Raw genomic sequence first — 15582 nt, forward strand, 5'->3', positions numbered from 1 at the left:
GACGCGCGTCAAGATCATGCGCGTCGACGCCTTCGATTTCGATCTACCCAATGAGCGTATCGCGCTTCGCCCCGCGCGGCCGCGCGATGCGGCGCGGATGCTCGTCGTCGATGGCGGCCAGATCGTCGACGCGGGCGTTGCCGACCTGCCGATGTGGTTGCGCCCCGGCGACTGTTTGGTCTTCAACGATACGCGCGTTATTCCGGCGCAGCTCGAGGGACGGCGCGGGGACGCGCGCATCGGCGCCACGCTGCACAAGCGGATCGACCTGCGCCGCTGGCAAGCCTTCATCCGCAATGCCAAAAGGCTGCGCGTGGGCGAGACGGTCGATTTCGGCGCCGGTGTCGAAGCGTTCGCCGAGGAGCGGCTGTCCGACGGCAGCTTCATCCTGGCCTTCGCCGGCGACGAGCCGGTCGAAGTGCTGCTCGAACGTGCGGGCACGATGCCGCTGCCGCCCTATATTGCGGGCAAGCGTCCCACCGATGAAGACGACCGCAGCGATTATCAGACGATGTTCGCGCGCGAGGATGGCGCGGTCGCGGCACCCACCGCCGCGCTACACTTCACGCCGAAGCTGCTCGATGCACTTGCCGCGGCGGGCGTCGCAACCGAAACGCTGACACTGCACGTCGGTGCGGGTACCTTCCTGCCCGTGAAGGCCGACAACACCGAAGATCATGTCATGCACGCCGAATGGGGCCAGATCGACGCCGACACCGCGGCGCGGCTCAATGCGGTGCGCGCGGCGGGCGGCCGCGTCATCGCGGTCGGGACCACCAGCCTGCGCCTGCTCGAAAGCGCGGCGCAGGATGATGGCACGATCGCGCCCTTCGCGGGCGACACGGCAATATTCATTACTCCAGGCTATCGCTTCAGGGCGATCGACGGCCTGATGACCAACTTCCATCTACCGCGCTCGACATTGTTCATGTTGGTCAGCGCGCTGATGGGGCTGGAGACGATGCAGGCCGCTTACGCCCACGCCATCGGAAACGACTATCGTTTCTACAGCTATGGCGACTCCAGCCTGCTGCTTCCGCGTCAGAGCGACCGGTCAGCGTAAACCGCCATCGCGGCCGCGATGAACTCGGGGCATCCCGCTATTTTGTCGTCGTCATAGGTGCCGCGGAACTCCGGATTTTCGACATAATAGCGGCCGAGGCCCCCGAAGGCTTCGGCGTCTGGCGTCCAGCTATGCGATACCCAGCGATAATGGCGGTCCGTCACGGCCTGCACCGCGTCGGAAGCGGGATCGGCACCGTCGCGGAACAGGCGCTGGAAATCAGCGCGGATTACTTCCATTTCGGACTGAATGGCTGCGACCTGTTCCTTACTGAATGATCGCGCCTTTGCCGCCGCCGCCGCGACGGCGTCCTTGCCCCAAAAATCCTCGGCCTCGCGCTGCCAACGGTCGCGCGTTTCGGGGGCTATGCCGGCGTAATAGTCATTGTCTTCCATATCCTCGTCCTTTTCCAGTGATGCGATCGTGCGATCGATGGTTCGGATGAGGGTCCGGTAATGGCCGATCCGGGCGTCGAGCGCCGTGCGGTGCTCGCGCAGCGCGGCAAGCGGATCGAAGGCGGGGTCGTCGAGCACCGCAGCGATCCCGGCCAGCGGCAGGCCAAGCTCGCGGTAGAAAAGGATCTGCTGCAGCCGCAGCAACTCCTCCCTGCCATAATAGCGATAGCCGTTGGCGCCGACATGGCCGGGCTTCAGCAGGTCGATCGCATCATAATGATGCAATGTCCTGACGCTGATGCCCGCCGCTTTTGCGACTTGCCGAACCGTCCGCATTCACCGTCTCCTCATAGCGGGACGGGCCTATCGGGGATGACGCAGCGTGAGGGTCAAGCCCTTTTTACGCGGTGCAAGCGCCGATCAATATTCGATCGTGATCCGGACCTTGCCCGGCTCGACGCCGGCCAGCGCGGCAATCTCTTCGCGGCTCGACCGGACTAGCGCATGCATTTGCTGTGCGTTCGCCGCAGGGTCGCCATGCGCGGTCGAAGTATCGCCGGCGAGCAGCTCGCGTTCCGAAATTCCAAAGGCATCGGCCAGCGCGATCAAATTTCCGCGCCGCGGGACGGTCTTGCCGCTTTCCCATGCCCAGATGCTCGGTTTGCTGAATCCCGTTCGATCCGAAAGGGCTGCGCGGCTGAGCCCATGTTCCTTGCGGAGCCGGAGAAGGCGCTGGGCCAATAGCTCGTCGCCATCGGGCGTGCGGGCAGGATCGACGTCGTCAGGAAGCGGATTACGCAGCTGCGCCGCGCTAAGCGCCGCGCGCGATAGGGGGCGGTCAAAACGGCAGCCAGCCAGCGCCTCGCTGCGCCACACGATAGTGGCCGCACAATCGGGAGCTTCGGGCAGCGCCACCGTAAGCCGCTGGCCAATGGCCAGATCGGATGCCGTCTCGATCAACATCCCGGTCGCCGACAAATTGTGAATCACAACGGTGGTGCCCGCATTGTTGCCGTCGAGTGATCCGGGCGCTTCAAAGCGCATATGCATGCGGGGAGCACCGCGCTCGCTTTCGACGGTCTGCTGCTTTTCGATCATCGCATGAATGGCCATGATCCAGCCCTATGCGGGGTGATCGGTTGTCGAGTAGTTAATGGCCTATGCCTCATCGCGAGCCCATGCGCCGCCGGACCCTTGGAAACAAGGTCAGTTTGGTCCGACCCGGGGCGAACTGTGCGCGGCTTGCGGCGGGTGAATCGGCAAATCGCCCTGATTTTTCTGAGAGTTTTCTTAACCCAGATTAAGTCGCGGCTAATTTCAATGTTAATATTTGAGCTGTCGCTGTCCCGATTCTGAACAGCGCGGCTTTTCCGTCGACGCGTCCGTGTGTGCGGTTAACCGTCGTGACCCCTACAAAAGTGTGGATTCTCGTTGTAGATGAACGGCATCCTCGGCCTGGATTTTCGCCGGAGGGCAAATTGGGGGGTGCCCGGCCAACTTAATTTCTGTACTAAGTTTTTATTAACAGACGGGTTGATGAGTCGGGTTGCAGCTCATCGGGCACGGGGGTGCCAAAGGCCAGCCGCAAAGCGGAGCCTGAACCGTCAGCAAATTTTTGGGGGTTCGTGTCATGAGGTTCATGATTTTTGCGCTCGCCGCGGCGGCTTTTGCTGTGCCCGCGAACGCAGAAGAAATCCAGAACGTCCGATCGCTCGACATCGCGGTCAGCGGGGCGATCCGGCAACATTGTGCGATGGGCAGCATCGCCAACATGGATTTCGGCAATCTCGAACGCCGAGGCCTTGGCATCGAGACGCGCGTCGCGCTCGATTGCAACGTGCCCTTCACCATGACGATCAAGGGCGCACGAGGCGGCCTGACCCACACCACGATGCCCAACGGTCAAGGGCCGTACGGCGGCGTCCTGCCCTATAATCTCGCCGTCGAAATGCCCGTGCGATATCCCTCGCAGCAGACGGTAAGCAAATCCTTCGACAGCCATCAGCTTCTGGCCGGTGGCGTCATTTCCAGCAACGGCGGGATCGCGACGGACGGCATGCGTCTGGCGGTCCAGCTTGGTCAGCCTTCGGGCGAGGCCGGGCTGCTGGCTGGCGAATATTCGGAAACGATCACGATCACGGTCTCTCCGATCTGAAGATTCGCCTGCGACGTGGGTCGCGGGCGGAATTAAGCCGGAAGGGTAGGCACCGATGCCCTCCCGGTTCTCCGACCAGACGGTGCAAAATATCACGCCATCGCCCGGCTTTCGGGCAGGGGCGTTATAATAGAGGGAAGAAGATTATGAAGAAGATCCTTAGCGGCGCCGTTGCCGCCATCGCGCTCATCGCGACCCCGGCCGTCGCCCAGACCAACCAGGTCCACTACAACATCGCCGGCGCTCAGCTGACGAACCCGACGGGCCTCGGCGGCGCACTTGCGCAGATCGGTGCTGAACTCGCCATCGCTGGCGGCATTGGCACGCGCTACACCGCCATTGCTGGCGCGCTGCCCAACAGCGACCCCGCAACCCCGACCGTCGACGTCGTTTTCAGCCTGAGCGGCTCGGTGAGCAAGGACTGCTCGTTCTATTCGGGCAACAATGCGAACGCGACGAACATCAGCTTCGGCACCATCGGCGTCCGCACGGGCAACAATGAAAACGTCAACTCGGCGTTCGAAATGGTTGGTCCGGCTGTTGCCAGCGTCAAGACGCTGACCGCTGGTTGCAACTTCAACAACGAAGTTGTGATCACCAAGAACAACGGTTCGAGCGGCCTCGTCAACGCTGCTGCTGGTGGCTACGACACCGACGAATTCCAGGCGCACATTCCGTACAGCGTGAATGCTTCGTGGACCGGCGTGACGCTGAACTCGGTTGCTGCCGGTACCGGCCAGTCGCTGAACGTGACGACCACGCAGAACAGCGGTCAGAAGCAGCAGGGCGCTTGGCGTTCGAACATGGACATCGACTTCGTTGCTCCTGCGATCACCAACAAGGGCCTGGTCGCCGGTAACTACAGCGGCACGACCACGCTGACGCTGCGCGCCCTCTAAGTTCGCGCGGTAACCAATAGGGGAAGGGGAAAGAGCAATCTTTCCCCTTTCTTTATGAATATGTGAAATTACGTCGCCAAGGGACGACAAGGGGATGGGAATCATGACAGCTTTGGCGATGGTGAAGCGTCATGCGCGCGCATTACTGGCTGCGCTTGTCGCATTGGCCGTGCTGGTGACCCCTGCGCTGGCGATGCGCGTATCGCCGATGGTGATCGAAATGGAATCGCGCGGTTCCAATGCCGTGGCGCGGATCGAAGTCCAGAACATCAACCCCGCCAATCTTGCGTTCCAGACCCGCGTTTTCCGGATGGAAATCGACAAGGACGGGACAATAACCGAAACCCCGGCCGACGATCAGTTCCTCGTCTTCCCGCCGCAAGGCGTTCTGGCTGCCGGCGGCCGTCAGGTCGTCCGTCTGCAATGGGTCGGCGACACCGAAATGGCCGCATCGCAGGCTTATTACGTGTCGGTCGAGCAGTTGCCGGTTCCGTTCGAAGCCGGTTCATCCGATTCTGTCGGTGCCCAGGTCCAGGTGCTTTACAATATGCGCGCGCTGGTCGTCGTGGCGCCCCCGGGCGCAAAGCCCGACGTGAAGGCCTCTATGGTCAAGCAACTCAATTATCAGCCGCCGGCGCTTCCCGGGGCGACCGAACTGCCGCCGATGCAGGACGGGCTGGAAATCACCCTGCGTAATGATGGTCGGCGTCATGCGCTGATGGCCAATTTCGGATGGCAGATCGAAGGCACCGATGCCGCCGGCAAATGGCTTCGCGTCGATATTTCGCCGGAAGAATTGAACCGTGCCGTCGGCACCGGCTATGTCCCCGCCCTCGGCGAGCGGACGTTCCGCGTTCCGGTTCCCGGTTTCGGCCCCGGACCGATCAAGCTGTCGTTCAAGCGGTGAAGAAGAGTCTCGTACTTTGTTCGGTAGCGTTGCCGGCGCTGTGCGTCGGCACGGCCGCTGCACAGGTGTCGATTCCCTTGCCGCAGGCACCGCGGACCTCTCCGCCGACATCGATCCCATTGCCCGGCTCGCCGATCCCGCTGCCCCCGACCCCGACTCCGGCACCAGCACCGATGACGCCGCAATTTCCGATCGGCGCGCACGGTCGGCCAGACATAAATCCCTACGATCGCGACATCGAAATGACGGTGCCGCTGAATTTCCAAAGCAGCAGCTTGGGCGATATTCCCATGCTGCTGACCGCGGACGACCGTTTCCTGCTCGAATCCGCGTCGTTCCTGCGACTGATGCAGCCGGTGCTGAACGAGGAGGCACATGCAGCCTTGTCGGCGCAGCTGGCACCGCTGACGAATTTCGGTCCCGACGATCTCGGTAAAACCGGTGTCCAGCTGACCTACGATCCGAGTACGCTGGCCGTGGTCGTCGTCGAGGTGTCGGCCGAACAACGTGCAATCCAGGATATTTTCGCCCCGCCACGCGAAGATGCGAACGATGTTTCGCTGCAACCGGCCGACTTTTCAGCCTATTTGAATCTCAGCGCCGTTCAGACCTATGTCTGGGAGGGGAGCAGGGCTGATCCGCCGACGATCAACTTCGACGGAGCACTCCGGTTCGGTCGCGTCGTATTCGAGGGCGACGCCCAACTGGGCCAGCAATTCGGCCTGACCGGGGATTCCTACAAATTCTCGCGCAACTATGCGCGGCTCGTATATGACCAGCCCGAGGAATACCGGCGCTTTTTTCTGGGTGACCTCGATCCCGAAGTCCGCGGGCAACAATCCTTTGTCGAGATGGGCGGCGTCGGCGTGCTGCGTCAGCGGCGACGGTTCAACAGCTTCCGATCGGCCGTCCTTCAAGCCAACCGCCAACTCGTTTTGCAACGCGAATCGACCGTGCGCTTTCTGCGCAACGGGTCGCTCTATCGCGAGCTCCGGCTCCAACCCGGTCGCTATGACTTCAGTTCGCTGCCGCTTGTCGCGGGCAGCAACGACGTCGATATCCAGGTGACCGATAACAGCGGCGCCGTCCAGAATCTGTCATTTCAACAGTATCTCGACCCGATCGACCTTGATCCGGGCGACTATGAATATGGCGCATTCTTCGGTCCGACCAGCCGGAAGTTTGGCGGTTCGCCCGATTATGACGGCCCGGTCGCGTTCAGCGGCTTTTTCCGCAAGGCCTTCTTCAATCGCCCTGCCCTCGGCATCGGATTGCAGGCCAGCAAGGACGTCCAGACCCTGACCGGACAAACGCAGTTCGTTCTGCGTAACGGGGGCAGGTTGCTGCTGGACCTTGGCGGGAGCAACGCGAAAAAGGCGGGGCAGGGCTTTGCCGGCGGCGTCAGTTACGAACATTTCATTGATCGGAGAGGGCTATCGGACAGCTTCACGCTGCGTGCCGATTATCTCTCGCCCAAATTTGCGACCCTCGGCAATCTCGAAGGGATCAACACGACGTCGGCAACGGTGTCTGCCCAATACACCCGCCAGTTCAATTTCAAGCTGACGACGACATCGACGGCGACCTACCTGCGCGGTCGCGGCATCCTCGGAGACAGCTATCGAGCCGGAACGACGGCCTATTACCGCCTCGATCGTCGCTGGACGGTGCGGGCCGGGGCCGACTACACAAAATACCCGTCTTCCTTTTCGCGCGGCAGCGGCTTCAGTTTCAACGTAGGCTTGGTCTTCCAACCCGATTATCGCCGCCGCGCCGAGGCGCGGTATGAAAGCCGCGACAATCTGGGCGAGCTTTCCTATAACCAAAGCGGACTTAATCAGTTGAATAGCTTTGGTTTTGGCGGTGTCGTGACACGCGATGACAATAGCGCGCAGGCGCTCGGCTATGCGACCTATGCCGCCAACCGCTTCGATGCGGCGATCAGCCACGCCACCTTCGGGCCCAATCTGGGCGATGTGGCGCAGCTCAATGCCACGACGGTCCGCGTCGGCACTTCGCTGGCCTTTGCAGATGGCAATTTCGGCATCGGGCGGCGCATCAACGACAGCTTCATGTTGCTATCGCCGCACAAGAATCTGGGCAAGCGGAGCGTCGTCGCCGGTCAGTCGCTCGCTCAGAATAATTATATCGGGAAGAGCGGCCCATTGGGTGCGGCGGTCAACAACTTCCTCGGCTCCTATGCGACCCAGTCGGTGCAGTATGACGTCGAAGATCCGCCAACGGGATATGATACCGGACCCGGCGTGTTCCGCGTCCACCCGCCATATAAGAGCGGCTATTCGGCGCGCATCGGCACAGACGCTTTTGCAAGTGCCATGGGTACGCTAGTTCTGGCGCCCGACAAGCCGGTCTCTCTCGTCGGCGGGCGTGTAACGCTGCTCGACGTCAAAGAAAATGAAAGTCCCAAGCCGATCCCGTTTTTCACCAATTCGGCCGGCCGCTTCGCGATCACCAATCTGCTGCCCGGCCGCCGCTATCTTGTCGAAACCTTTGGCCGGAACGGCACGGTCGATCGGGGCTTCGAATTCACCGTGCCCGCGGATACCGATGGTCTGTTGAACCTTGGCACCGTTAGCCCCGGTACGAAAAATTAGGAGGCATCATGCTGCGCCCAACGCTTTTCTTTGCTGCTGCAATCATCGCCATGCCTCTCCACGCGCAGACGCCGACGCCGGGCGCGAACGCCCGCGGCATCGATTGTCTTATCCGCGCCAATGCGACACCGACGAGCTGGATGATTCAGGGCTATGACCCGTTCGACACTGCGATTCCGGAAGGGACGTTCAGCATTACCTTCGTCAACGAAGGCACGGCGGAATGCCGCTTCACTCCGACCTTCGAACTGAGCCAGCCGCCCTTTGGTCTGTCGAAGGGGACGGGGAAGCCGATCGGCTATGCCTTGCTCAACCTGACCGATACGCAGGATGTGACTCCACGCGTTGGGCGGACGCAGCGCAGCCCGTCGCAGCGGATGCTGACGCTCGGCGCCAATGCCTCGCGTACCCTGCTCTACAAGCTGGTCGCCGACCCCGATGATGTGAAGGAGTCGGGAACCTTTACCCAGGACGTCACGCTGGAAGCGCAGGACGGCAATCTCCGTTCGCTCGGCGGTACGCGCATCGTCCTTGGCATCGACGTCCTGCCGTCGGCGAGGATCGGTTTGGCCGGCGCTTACAGGATGAGCGAGGGGCATGCGGTCGTCGATCTGGGCGAATTGCGTCCCGGCGTCGCGCCCGTGCCACTACAGCTTCGTGTCGCCAGCACCGGTTCCTATGATCTGAGCGTCACATCGGCCAATTCGGGCCGTCTGCGTCTCGGTTCGAGCGAATGGTATGTGCCCTATAGCCTTGCGATCGGTGGCAACGCCATCAATCTGACGGGCGCGCGCACCATATCGGGTTCGACGAACGGCAACCTTCGTCGCGATGCGCTGCCGATTCAGTTCCTGATCGGGGACATCTCCGACCGTCGTGCCGGTGTATATAGTGATGTCGTTTCGATCTCCGTCACGGCCCGCTGACCTGCTCGCCTGAATCACGCTCATTGCCCGGATTCTGGGCCCCCGCCTTAACTGAATGTTAGATTTGCGCCGCTAAATCATCCTCCAACAGCTTCGGCCTACAGGCGGAAAGGTTTGGCGGATGATTCAGAAATTCTCGCTCGGCGTTGCGAGCTTCGTACTCGCAGTGGCGCCGACGACCGCCACGGCGGCAACCTTCGGTTTCAATCTCAGCCTGACGGTTCCCGTGCATTGCACGGTCCAGCATCAGGCGACGGGATTTGGTGCGATCAGCGGCAATGCCGTATCGCTCGGCAGTTTCCGCGAATATTGCAACGCGCCGACGGGTTATGATCTTGTCATCAACTATGCGCCCGGTTCGTTGGAAGGCACGCGGATCATCGCCGGAAATGACGAAATCATCCTCAACGGCTCGGGCCAAGCGGTGCTCAGCCGCGCGACAGGGCCGCGGGTAAGGGAACGACCGATCGCGGCGGTTCCGGGCGAACAGGGTTTCGATACCGATCGTTTCGAGCTGACAATCGTTCCGAGCTGATGCCAGCCGTATGAACGCAAGCACAAACCCTCCGGCATTCCCGGGGGGTTTTGTGTTGTGCAAGGTCCGAATCACATCTCGATCGTGAACTTGATCTTGTCGGGCGTGACGCCGGCCGCCTTGGCGATTTGGGCTTTGGCCCGCTCGACCAGCTCGCTCAGATTTTCGACCTCGCCGACGCCGAGAAGCTCGGTGATTTCGACGCCGAGCGCTACCGACAGGGCTTCCATCCGGCCGGCCTTTGGCCTGGCCTTGTCGAGCTCCCAGGCAGAAATCGAGGGCTCGCTGACTCCCAGCCGGAGCGCGAGCTGGCCCTGCGTCAATTCCCTTGTCGTTCGCAGTCGCTGCAGGCGGAGGCCGAAGCTTTCGGCGCCGGGGGCGGGCTGGTCGTCTGGCGCTGACGCGTCCGGCCCTACCACGCTTCGCAGTTGCGCGGCGCTGAGCGTCGCGGGCGAGATCGATATCTCGAACTGGCATCCGCAAAGGTCGCCGCTGATCCAGATCACCCGCGCCGCGGTTTTACCGCTATGCGGCAGATTAACCTCGATCACCTCGCCGATTTCGAACGCTACGCTGGTTTCGACAAGCATGCCCGTCGCGGAAATATTGTGAACGAGCGCCGCGATTTCGGCGCCGGTGGCTTTCGATCCGTGCAGGGGAAGCCGTAATTGCCGCCGCGATGCACGACCGTTGCCAGCCGATCGCGGCATATTGTTTAGAAACACAGTCATCGCCATGCGCGCATCCATCGCGAGCCCTATCTTAATATTTGGCTTCGCGAGAAGGTTAATAGGGCAGGGCGACTGAAAGTCACCAGCACGAGCCTGGGCATATGATGAGTGAGGATGCCAACGTCTTCAAACGGAACAGCTTCCGGAAAACCCTTAGATATTTACACTATCGCAATTCCTTCCCGGCATAGCGGCTGGAGTGTGGGGATCAGGCGAAGAGTTTGTTTGATGGACGTGCCATCGCGGATGAGTTCCAGCGAGCGGGGGGATGATGACGTGGGCGAAGGCCAACGCGGCTTTTTCGGCCTGCTCGGCGCCCGTGCCGGCAAACCGCGCGGCGACTCCGCGGCAAATCTGCACACCCATGAAGCGCTGCTGCTTCTCCAGAATTATGAGGAAAGCGGCCAGGGATGGTTCTGGTCGACCGACGCCGGGGGGCGTCTCACCTATATCACCGATTCCGTCGCTCGACTGATGGGGCGCACGGCCGGCACATTGCTCGGCACAGCATTCGTCGATCTGTTCCTGCCCGTCGACAGCCACGGCGAACGCCAGCGTACCTTGCCCTTCCTTTTGACAAAACAGTCCAAGTTCGACGAATTGCCGCTGCGCAGTGCGTTCGAGGGCGACGATCGCTGGTGGGCGATTTCGGGCCGTCCGCAATTCGATGGCGGTGGCAAGTTCACGGGCTATCGTGGCAGCGGGACCGACGTGACCGCGCAGCGCCGCTCGGCCGAGGATGCATCGCGGCTCGCGCTTTATGACTCGCTGACCGGGCTCGCCAACCGCTTCAACATCTCGAAAAAGCTCGACACGACACTGGCTGCCTTCGCGCAGCAGCAGCGGTCGTGCGCGATCATGCTGCTTGATCTCGATCGCTTTAAACAAGTCAACGACACGCTCGGCCATCCGGCGGGCGACGCGTTGCTCAAACAGGTCGCCGAACGTCTGCTCAAGATTGTCGGCGACAAGGAAATGGTCAGCCGACTGGGCGGTGACGAATTCCAGATCATCCTTCCCGACATCGAGGATCGCGGCAAGCTCGGCGACATGGCGGCGGACATCATCGGCAGCCTGTCGCAGCCCTATTCGGTCGAGGGCAGCCGCTGTATCATCGGCGCTTCGGTGGGGGTCGCGATTGCGCCCTTCGACGGTTTGAGCAGCGACGACCTCGTTCGCAATGCCGACCTGGCCCTTTATGCGGCAAAAGGGAACGGCCGCGGGCGGTTCAGTTTCTATTCGAGCGAGCTCCACACCGCTGCCGAAGATCGCCGCGCGCTTGAGGACGATCTGCGCGACGCGCTGCTGCGCGGCGAGATGGCGCTGATCTATCAGCCCGTCGTCAATGCCCGATCGAACATGGTGAGCGGGGTCGAGGCACTGATCCGCTGGACCCATCCCGAACGCGGCATAATCTCTCCCTCGGTCTTCATCCCGATCGCGGAGGAGGCCGGCCTGATCTGGAAACTGGGCGAATGGGTACTGCGCACCGCATGCGAAGATGCCGCGAGCTGGCCGGGCGACATGCGGGTCGCCGTCAATGTCTCGCCGATCCAGTTCGCGAATGCCGATCTGCCCAAGGTTGTCGCGAAAGCGCTCGCGGCGACCGGCCTCTCGTCCGAACGACTGGAACTGGAGATCACCGAAAGCGTGTTCCTCGGCGATACCGCCGAGACCGCGCGTATGTTCAAGGCGCTGAAGGAACTTGGGGTTCGTCTGGCCCTCGACGATTTCGGGACCGGCTATTCTTCGCTCGCCTATCTGCAGTCGGCGCCGTTCGACAAGATCAAGATCGACCAGAGTTTCGTCCGCGATGCGACGGTTGCCGGGTCGCGCAACGGCGCGATCATCGCCGCGATCGTCGCGCTCGCCGAGGCGCTCGAAATGGAGACTACCGCCGAGGGCATCGAATCGCTCGACCAGCTCGAACTCATCCGCAAGCTGAACGTCAGCCACGTCCAAGGCTATGTCTATAGCAAGCCGGTGCCGCAGGCCGAATTGCTCGAACACACATCGGGGACGTGGACGATCAAGCCGACGGGCCCCGCGCGCCAGCGCAATGATCGTTTCTCGCTGTTCCGCAAAGTCGGCGCGATCCATGACAATCATCGCTATGCGGTCGTGATCCGCAACCTGTCGGCCACCGGCGCCTTTATCGAGGGCCTGCTGGATGTGCCCGTCGGCACGCGCTTCGTTATCGATTTTGGCGAAGGGCAGCTTGTGACCGCTACGGTCCGCCGGTCGATGAAGCATCAGCAGGGCGTGGAATTCGAACAGACGATGGTCAGCGATGGCAATGGCGGGCTCTGCACGCGGCACCGCGTGTCACCCTATCTGATCGCGGCCGCGACCCAATCGACTTCGGCGTTGGCGCTGCCGTCGTTCACGACGACGAGCGACTGGAAGGCAGCCTGACGCCGGAACCCTCCGCGCGCTGACCCGTTCTCTCTCCGATCGCCATTGGACGGAGACGAACATGACCGAGACCAAAATCTTTGCGCGACTGAAGGCCGATCATGATCGGCACCGCGAGCTTCTCGATCGCATTGACGCGACCCAGGGCGACAGCGATGAGCGTCGCTATCTGTTCGAGACTTTCCGGGTCGAGGTGACCGCGCATGCGGCGTCGGAAGAAATGTCGCTCTACGCGACGATGCTCGCGAATCCCGATTTGCGCGACGAGGCGCAGCACAGCGTCGCCGAGCACAAGGAGATCGAGGACTTCCTCACCGAGCTGTATGAGATGGAGTTTTCTTCGACGGGATGGCTTACGCGCTTTCGGTCGATGAAGGAACGCTACCTCCACCATATCGACGAGGAGGAGGAGGAGATGTTCCCGCAGGCCGAAAAGGGGCTGTCTGAGGCGAAGAAGCGCGAACTCATCAAGATATTCGAGAAGGAGAAGCCAAAGGAAAAGGCGAAGGCGGCTGAGGACGAACCCTCAAGCGAACACGCGAAGGCCTGACCTCCGGCTCGACTTTTGGCGTCCGCGCCGCCATAGGCGCGCGCCATGAGTGACAGATTCACCTTTTCCATCGCAGCGACCGACGGCGCCGCACGCACGGGCACGATCCGGATGCAGCGCGGCGAAATCCGTACCCCCGCTTTCATGCCCGTCGGCACCGCTGCAACGGTAAAGGCGATGCGCCCGGCCGAGGTGCGCGCGACCGGGGCCGACATCATTCTCGGCAATACCTATCATCTGATGTTGCGTCCCACCGCCGAACGTATGGCGCGACTGGGCGGCCTTCACAAATTCATGGCGTGGGACCGACCGATCCTGACCGACAGCGGCGGCTATCAGGTAATGAGCCTGTCGGCGCTGACCAAGCAGAGCGAGGAGGGCGTCGCGTTCAAGAGCCATCTCGACGGCTCGCGGCACATGCTGACCCCCGAACGCTCGATGGAAATCCAGCGCCTGCTCGGCAGCGACATCGTGATGGCGTTCGACGAATGCCCGCCGAACGGGGTCGACGCCAAGCGTGCCGAGGCTAGCATGGAGCGATCGATGCGTTGGGCGGCGCGCAGCCGCGCCGGTTTCGACGCGGGCGAGGAACATGCGGCGCGTTCGGCGCTGTTCGGCATCCAGCAAGGATCGCTTGACGAGAAGCTTCGCGCGCGTTCGGCAGCGGCGCTGACCGACATCGGTTTCGACGGCTATGCGATCGGCGGACTCGCCGTTGGCGAAGGGCAGGAGGCAATGTTCGGGGTACTCGACTATGCGCCGGGCCAGCTTCCCGCCGACAAGCCGCGCTATTTGATGGGGGTCGGCAAGCCCGACGACCTTGTCGGCGCGGTCGCGCGCGGGGTCGACATGTTCGACTGCGTGCTGCCGACGCGGTCCGGGCGCAACGGGCAGGCCTTCACCCGCGACGGGCCGATCAATATCCGTAACGCGAAATTTGCCGAGGATCAGACGCCGCTGGATGCTTCATGCGCTTGCCCCGTGTGCGCGACCTGGTCGCGCGCCTATCTGCATCACCTCGTCCGTTCGAACGAGATGCTGGGCGCAATGCTGATGACGCAGCACAATCTGCATTATTATCAGGATTTGATGCAGGACATGCGCGACGCGATCGGGGCGGGCAGTTTCGCCGCGTTCCAGAGCGATTTCGGCGCGCGCTACAAGCGCGAGGCGAAGGGAAGCTGACTCAGTCGAGTTTGCTCAGCAGATCGAGCAGCGACTGGGGAATTGTCTCGTCGACGGTAGATTCATAGGCGCGGCGCAGGGCGCCGTTGACGTCCTGTCCTTTTGCGGAAGTTTTCTTATCCGCGTCCTTTCCGGAGGACTCGCCGCGCGGCGAACCGGTTTTAGACGACATTATTGAAGCATCCGCTGGACATGGGGCCTTTTGCTAACCGCGCATACACCAAAGAGCAATGGCGCGTTTGTTCCTTCGGCATGAAACTATTTTAATGCTAAATCGTTCCCTATCGACGAAATATATTGGATGATGCCGGGGAAGCGTGGTGAGCCGGCCCTTTTTCGGACGTGTCTGCCAAAGTTTGTGCGGTTATCAGGAGGTAAAATATGTCATTGGGTCAGTCGGTTGCGCCGCACCTTCCTTATCTGCGGCGTTATGGCCGGTCCATTTCCGGAAGCCAGCAAAGCGGGGATGCGCTGGTCGCACGTCTGCTCGAAACATTGGTGGCGAACCCCGGGGCGGTCGACATCGGCGCCGACCTGCGCATCCAATTGTACCGGATGGTCCATGACAATTTCGGCCTGATGGCCGAACAGGCGGCCGCGAACGACCGCGACGCCCTGACCGATATCGCGATTGCCGATGCGCGCCTGCGCCGCATACCCTCGCTGGCGCGGCAGGCCTTGTTACTGACTGCGGTCGAGGGGTTCAGCGTCGAGGATACCGGCCGCATCATCGGCCGCGATGGAGAGGCCGTGCGCGGCCTGATCTCCGATGCGACCGACGAGATCGACCGCCAGACGCGCGCGCGTATCCTGATCATCGAGGACGAACCGATCATCGCGATGGATATCGAAATGATCGTCCGCGAACTCGGTCACGACGTCGTCGGCGTTGCCACGACGCACCGCGAGGCGGTCGCCGAGGCACAGAAGCATCAGCCTGGGCTCGTGCTCGCCGACATCCAGCTCGCCGACAACAGTTCGGGGATCGAGGCGGTGCAGGAAATCCTGACCGACCTTAAAGTGCCGGTAATCTTCATCACGGCCTTTCCCGAGCGGCTGCTCACCGGCGACCGGCCCGAGCCAGCGTTCCTGCTGACCAAGCCCTACCAGCCCGCAACGCTGCGCGCAGCGATCTCGCAGGTGCTGTTCTTCGACGAATCGACGATTCCGGCCTGACGCCCGGCGGCGTTTCGCCCCGCACCCTTG

At 62.0% G+C, this 15582-nt stretch carries 15 protein-coding genes; 11 read left to right on the top strand and 4 right to left on the bottom strand.

Annotated features, from left to right (window positions below; genetic code table 11):
* The first annotated feature begins 16 nt into the window (after window positions 1–16).
* Complete coding sequence (queA, locus tag SC1_RS03115; RefSeq protein ID WP_062177430.1) at window positions 17–1063, top strand: tRNA preQ1(34) S-adenosylmethionine ribosyltransferase-isomerase QueA; 1047 nt, start codon at window positions 17–19, stop codon at window positions 1061–1063.
* Here the strand turns inward: queA and SC1_RS03120 are convergent.
* Entirely contained in the window at window positions 1042–1794 is a 753-nt protein-coding gene (locus SC1_RS03120; RefSeq protein ID WP_062177433.1) for a MerR family transcriptional regulator, read from the bottom strand. The genes queA and SC1_RS03120 overlap by 22 nt on opposite strands.
* An 84-nt stretch (window positions 1795–1878) precedes the next feature.
* Window positions 1879–2571, bottom strand: a complete 693-nt coding sequence (locus tag SC1_RS03125; protein WP_062177436.1) for a helix-turn-helix domain-containing protein — start codon at window positions 2569–2571, stop codon at window positions 1879–1881.
* A gap of 517 nt (window positions 2572–3088) precedes the next feature.
* On the opposite strand from SC1_RS03125, the gene SC1_RS03130 reads away from it, so the two are divergent.
* The 6 genes from SC1_RS03130 (at window position 3089) to SC1_RS03155 (ending at window position 9495) form a co-directional block, all read left to right on the top strand.
* Entirely contained in the window at window positions 3089–3613 is a 525-nt protein-coding gene (locus SC1_RS03130; protein ID WP_062177439.1) for a spore coat protein U domain-containing protein, read from the top strand.
* A 146-nt stretch (window positions 3614–3759) separates the two neighbouring features.
* Window positions 3760–4512: a hypothetical protein gene (locus tag SC1_RS03135; protein ID WP_062177443.1), complete on the top strand. Its 753-nt coding sequence runs from the start codon at window positions 3760–3762 to the stop codon at window positions 4510–4512.
* 103 nt (window positions 4513–4615) lie between these two features.
* Window positions 4616–5419, top strand: coding sequence for a molecular chaperone (locus SC1_RS03140; protein WP_062183492.1), 804 nt, complete (start codon window positions 4616–4618; stop codon window positions 5417–5419).
* Entirely contained in the window at window positions 5416–8034 is a 2619-nt protein-coding gene (locus tag SC1_RS03145) for a hypothetical protein (RefSeq protein WP_238586547.1), read from the top strand. Before SC1_RS03140 ends, SC1_RS03145 begins: the two co-directional genes overlap by 4 nt.
* An 8-nt stretch (window positions 8035–8042) precedes the next feature.
* Complete coding sequence (locus tag SC1_RS22365) at window positions 8043–8960, top strand: hypothetical protein (RefSeq protein WP_062177446.1); 918 nt, start codon at window positions 8043–8045, stop codon at window positions 8958–8960.
* A gap of 121 nt (window positions 8961–9081) precedes the next feature.
* Window positions 9082–9495: a hypothetical protein gene (locus tag SC1_RS03155; protein WP_062177449.1), complete on the top strand. Its 414-nt coding sequence runs from the start codon at window positions 9082–9084 to the stop codon at window positions 9493–9495.
* 71 nt (window positions 9496–9566) lie between these two features.
* Here the strand turns inward: SC1_RS03155 and SC1_RS03160 are convergent, their stop codons facing one another.
* A complete protein-coding gene (locus SC1_RS03160) occupies window positions 9567–10226 on the bottom strand; it encodes a helix-turn-helix domain-containing protein (RefSeq protein ID WP_238586548.1) in 660 nt (219 codons plus the stop codon).
* Window positions 10227–10502: 276 nt separating this feature from the next.
* Here SC1_RS03160 and SC1_RS03165 point away from each other — a divergent pair, with 276 nt between their 5' ends.
* From SC1_RS03165 to tgt, 3 genes are all read left to right on the top strand, one after another.
* Window positions 10503–12641, top strand: coding sequence for an EAL domain-containing protein (locus SC1_RS03165; protein ID WP_238586549.1), 2139 nt, complete (start codon window positions 10503–10505; stop codon window positions 12639–12641).
* A 61-nt stretch (window positions 12642–12702) separates the two neighbouring features.
* Window positions 12703–13191 carry a hemerythrin domain-containing protein gene (locus tag SC1_RS03170; protein ID WP_062177458.1) on the top strand — a complete coding sequence of 163 codons (489 nt, stop codon included), beginning with the start codon at window positions 12703–12705 and terminating at the stop codon, window positions 13189–13191.
* Between the two features lie 45 nt (window positions 13192–13236).
* Window positions 13237–14376, top strand: coding sequence for a tRNA guanosine(34) transglycosylase Tgt (gene tgt, locus SC1_RS03175; RefSeq protein WP_062177461.1), 1140 nt, complete (start codon window positions 13237–13239; stop codon window positions 14374–14376).
* A 1-nt stretch (window position 14377) separates the two neighbouring features.
* Here the strand turns inward: tgt and SC1_RS22055 are convergent, their stop codons facing one another.
* The gene (locus SC1_RS22055; RefSeq protein ID WP_193749091.1) at window positions 14378–14548 is read right to left on the bottom strand and encodes a NepR family anti-sigma factor; all 171 of its coding nucleotides are present in this window, start codon (window positions 14546–14548) and stop codon (window positions 14378–14380) included.
* Window positions 14549–14757: 209 nt separating this feature from the next.
* Here SC1_RS22055 and SC1_RS03180 point away from each other — a divergent pair, with 209 nt between their 5' ends.
* Window positions 14758–15552, top strand: a complete 795-nt coding sequence (locus SC1_RS03180) for a response regulator (RefSeq protein ID WP_062177464.1) — start codon at window positions 14758–14760, stop codon at window positions 15550–15552.
* Window positions 15553–15582: the final 30 nt, after the last annotated feature.

Origin of the sequence: Sphingopyxis sp. C-1, from assembly GCF_001047015.1 — a bacterium.
Classification (GTDB): domain Bacteria; phylum Pseudomonadota; class Alphaproteobacteria; order Sphingomonadales; family Sphingomonadaceae; genus Sphingopyxis.

Coding starts and splice junctions, on each gene's coding strand:
- queA (WP_062177430.1), top strand. CDS start 17: ATGCGCGTCGACGCCTTCGATTTCGATCTACCCAATGAGCGTATCGCG.
- SC1_RS03120 (WP_062177433.1), bottom strand. CDS start 1,794: ATGCGGACGGTTCGGCAAGTCGCAAAAGCGGCGGGCATCAGCGTCAGG.
- SC1_RS03125 (WP_062177436.1), bottom strand. CDS start 2,571: ATGGCCATTCATGCGATGATCGAAAAGCAGCAGACCGTCGAAAGCGAG.
- SC1_RS03130 (WP_062177439.1), top strand. CDS start 3,089: ATGAGGTTCATGATTTTTGCGCTCGCCGCGGCGGCTTTTGCTGTGCCC.
- SC1_RS03135 (WP_062177443.1), top strand. CDS start 3,760: ATGAAGAAGATCCTTAGCGGCGCCGTTGCCGCCATCGCGCTCATCGCG.
- SC1_RS03140 (WP_062183492.1), top strand. CDS start 4,616: ATGACAGCTTTGGCGATGGTGAAGCGTCATGCGCGCGCATTACTGGCT.
- SC1_RS22365 (WP_062177446.1), top strand. CDS start 8,043: ATGCTGCGCCCAACGCTTTTCTTTGCTGCTGCAATCATCGCCATGCCT.
- SC1_RS03155 (WP_062177449.1), top strand. CDS start 9,082: ATGATTCAGAAATTCTCGCTCGGCGTTGCGAGCTTCGTACTCGCAGTG.
- SC1_RS03160 (WP_238586548.1), bottom strand. CDS start 10,226: ATGACTGTGTTTCTAAACAATATGCCGCGATCGGCTGGCAACGGTCGT.
- SC1_RS03170 (WP_062177458.1), top strand. CDS start 12,703: ATGACCGAGACCAAAATCTTTGCGCGACTGAAGGCCGATCATGATCGG.
- tgt (WP_062177461.1), top strand. CDS start 13,237: ATGAGTGACAGATTCACCTTTTCCATCGCAGCGACCGACGGCGCCGCA.
- SC1_RS22055 (WP_193749091.1), bottom strand. CDS start 14,548: ATGTCGTCTAAAACCGGTTCGCCGCGCGGCGAGTCCTCCGGAAAGGAC.
- SC1_RS03180 (WP_062177464.1), top strand. CDS start 14,758: ATGTCATTGGGTCAGTCGGTTGCGCCGCACCTTCCTTATCTGCGGCGT.